The 2,654-nt window shown below is 69.8% G+C and carries 2 protein-coding genes and 1 pseudogene; 2 read left to right on the plus strand and 1 reads right to left on the minus strand.

Features of this window, described 5'->3' with window-relative positions; translation table 11 throughout:
- Positions 1 to 302: 302 nt before the first annotated feature.
- Positions 303 to 1,019, minus strand: coding sequence for a lysophospholipid acyltransferase family protein (locus GA0115259_RS11200; RefSeq protein ID WP_176732506.1), 717 nt, complete (start codon positions 1,017 to 1,019; stop codon positions 303 to 305).
- 179 nt (positions 1,020 to 1,198) lie between these two features.
- Here GA0115259_RS11200 and GA0115259_RS11205 point away from each other — a divergent pair, with 179 nt between their 5' ends.
- Both GA0115259_RS11205 and GA0115259_RS40190 read left to right on the plus strand, forming a co-directional pair.
- A complete protein-coding gene (locus GA0115259_RS11205; RefSeq protein WP_093594551.1) occupies positions 1,199 to 2,356 on the plus strand; it encodes a glycerophosphodiester phosphodiesterase in 1,158 nt (385 codons plus the stop codon).
- Between the two features lie 86 nt (positions 2,357 to 2,442).
- Positions 2,443 to 2,654 (plus strand): annotated as a pseudogene (locus GA0115259_RS40190) (hypothetical protein); the annotation flags it as partial.

A 2,654-nucleotide genomic window follows, 5' to 3' on the forward strand; every position in this document is an offset into this window, starting at 1 on the left:
CCTGCTGGCGACATCGGCGGCGGCCTGGTTCCTGCTGCGGGGCCAGAGGCTGGAGGAGTCCGTCGAGCACTGACCGGGAGTCTTCCGAGCTTCCGTCCGTGCGGACGGAAGGCTCCCGGCTCAGCGCGCCGGCAGGTCGCGGAGGGCCTTGGCGATATCGGCTCGGGCAGACTGGGAGGCTGGGCCATCGGATGGAGATGGAAGCCGACGGCGGCGGAGGTGCCGTGCCTTCGGGTCGGACCATACGGCCGGACGGGTGTGGGCGCGCACAGGGCCCCGCCCGCCGCTGCCCGACAGGGCGGCTACGCCGCCTTCGCCTTCGTGGCGTACATGTCCACGTACTCCTGTCCCGACAGCTCCATGACCTCGGCCATCACCGAGTCCGTCACCGCCCGCAGCACATACCGGTCGCGGTCCATGCCCTCGTACCGTGAGAACTCCATCGGCTCGCCGAAGCGCACCGTCACCTTGCCCGTGCGCGGCATGCCCGTGCCGTTCGGCTGGAGCTTGTCCGTACCGATCATCGCGAAGGGCACCACCGGCGCGCCCGTCATCAGCGTCAGCCGCGCGATGCCCGTACGGCCCCGGTAGAGCCGGCCGTCCGGAGAGCGGGTGCCCTCCGGATAGATACCGAAGACATTGCCCTCCTCCAGCACCCGACGGCCCGTCATCAGCGCCGCCACACCGCCGCGCCCACCGTCGCGGTCCACCGGGATCATGCCGACACCGGTGAAGAACCAGGCCATCATCCGGCCCTTGAGTCCCTTGCCCGTGACGTACTCGTCCTTGCCGATGAAGAAGACCTGACGGTCGCAGACCAGCGGCAGGATCATCGAGTCGATGAAGGTCAGATGGTTGCCGGCGAGGATCACCGGCCCGCTCCCCGGAATGTTCTCGGCGCCCTCCACACGGATGCGGAACATCAGGCGCATGATCGGTCCGAGCGCTGCCTTGATGAGCGCGAAGCGGGACAACGGTTCCTCCGGTGTCGTGGGACGGTGGTGGACGGAGGCGAACATCTCCGCAGGTGAGCACGTTACTCGCGGCTCACTGGGTTCGCACATCGGGTTCACTGGCTGGATACGCAGTGTTGACGTGTGTTTCCGTCACGTTCGTCCAAGGTCTCCCGCGCGGAAGACGGCGCCGCCTACGCTCGGCCTCGCTTGACAGGCACAGAACACCACATCAAGGAGCGTTCATGACACAGGGTGCGCGCAACACGCCCGGCAGGCGGACCGTACTGGGAGCGGCGGTGCTCGGCTCGGCCGCCGCCATGGCACTGCCCGCCGCGGCGCAGGCCACGGAGCGCGGACGGAGCGGTGGCCACCACCCGTCCCGCCCGGAGCTGCCCGTGCCCACGATCGTCGGTCACCGCGGGGCCAGCGGCTACCGCCCGGAGCACACCCTGGGTTCGTACCAGCACGCTCTGGACCTCGGCGCGCATGTGATCGAGCAGGACCTGGTGCCCACCAAGGACGGACACCTGGTGTGCCGTCACGAGAACGACATCACCGGCACCACCGATGTCGCGGACCACCCGGAGTTCGCGAGCCGCAAGACCACCAAGTCCGTCGACGGTGTCAGCATCACGGGCTGGTTCACCGAGGACTTCACGCTCGCCGAGCTGAAGACGCTGCGTGCCAAGGAGCGCATCCCGGGCACCCGCCAGCACAGCACGGTCTACGACGGCCGCTGGGAGATCCCGACCTTCGAAGAGGTGCTGCGCTGGGCGGACGAGCAGGGCCGCAAGCTCGGCCGCCGGGTCTGGCTCTACACCGAGACCAAGCACCCCACCTACTTCCGCGGCATCGGCCTCGGCCTGGAGGAGCGCCTCGCGAAGCTGCTCCGCCGCTACGGGCGTGACCGCAAGGACTCCGCGATCTTCCTCCAGTCCTTCGAGCCCACCAGCGTCCAGCGGCTGGCCAAGCTGGTCGACTCGCCCGGCGTCGTGCTGCTCACCGGCGCCGGGACGCGCCCGTGGGACTTCCAGGCGACGGGCGACCCGCGCAAGGTCGACGACCTGGTCAAGCCCGAGGGCCTGAAGTGGATCGCGTCCTTCGCGCAGGGCCTCGGCCCGACGCTCGACCTGATCATCCCGAAGGACTCCGCGGGCCGGCTCACCACGCCCACTACGCTGGTACGGGACGCGCACGCGAAGGGCCTTGTCCTCCACCCGTACACGATGCGCAACGAGAACTCCTTCCTGCCCGCCGAGTTCCGCCGTGGCACGGACCCGAACGCGTACGGCGACGCCTTCGGCGCCTTCCAGGCCTACTTCGAGACCGGTATCGACGGGATCTTCACCGACAACCCGGACACGGGCCTGCTGGCGCGGGCGGACTTCGTCAGCCGCTGACCGCGCGTTCCCCGGTCGGGTGACCGCCCGGCCGGGGAGCAACCGTCCGGTACCGCCGGAACGTCACGCCGGGCATGACGCCGTCCATGCGAGCCACCGCGCCACGCCCAGTCGCCATCACTCCCTGCCGCCCGTCTCCACCGCCCGTGTGGCCCGAGCCGCCGCATGTGCCGCCACCGCATGTGCCGGATCTCGTCCGTACGCTGCTCCCGCTGGTGAGCGCGGAGGCCGCGGCCGAGTCGCCGGGCACCGGTGTCGAGACCGGCGATCTCGAACAGAGCGTCTGGGTACGGCTGGT

The sequence above is a fragment of the Streptomyces sp. MnatMP-M17 genome (genome assembly GCF_900091995.1).
GTDB lineage: Bacteria > Actinomycetota > Actinomycetes > Streptomycetales > Streptomycetaceae > Streptomyces.